The 655-nt window shown below is 44.4% G+C and carries 1 protein-coding gene; it reads left to right on the forward strand.

Annotated elements, in window-relative coordinates; translation table 11 throughout:
• On the forward strand, positions 1-655 hold a 655-nt coding region (locus tag AB4653_RS21270; protein ID WP_372105270.1), incomplete at both ends, for a class I tRNA ligase family protein.

Below are 655 nucleotides of genomic sequence, written 5' to 3' on the forward strand. Positions count from 1 at the left end.
AAGAAGAAGTTCGTGAAAAGAACAACCTTTCACCGGTAATTGTTCTTAAGCAAGACAACGACGTTCTTGATACATGGTTCTCTTCTGCACTTTGGACTTTCGGCACACAAGGCTGGCCTGAAGATACTGAAGCAATGAAAACATTCCACCCATCAGAAGTACTAGTATCTGGTTTTGATATTATCTTCTTCTGGGTTGCTCGTATGATCATGATGACTATGCACTTCGTGAAAGACGAAGACGGCAAGGCTCAAGTACCTTTCAAAACAGTTTACATGACGGGCCTTATCCGTGATGAAAACGGCGACAAGATGTCTAAGTCGAAAGGTAACGTACTTGACCCAATCGATATGATTGACGGCATCGGCCTTGAAGAGCTAGTAGAAAAGCGTTGTGGCAACATGATGCAACCTAAACTGGCTGCTAAGATCGAAAAAGCAACACGTAAAACTTTCGAAGATGGTATCGAACCATACGGTACCGATGCACTGCGTTTCACTCTTGCTGCTATGGCTTCAACTGGCCGTGACATCAACTGGGACATGAAGCGTCTTGAAGGTTACCGTAACTTCTGTAACAAGCTATGGAACGCAAGCCGTTACGTACTGATGAACACAGAAGAGCACGATTGTGGCATGTCACTGTCTGTTGAAGA

It is taken from the genome of Vibrio sp. 10N.222.48.A3 (genome assembly GCF_041475345.1).
GTDB lineage: Bacteria > Pseudomonadota > Gammaproteobacteria > Enterobacterales > Vibrionaceae > Vibrio > Vibrio tasmaniensis_A.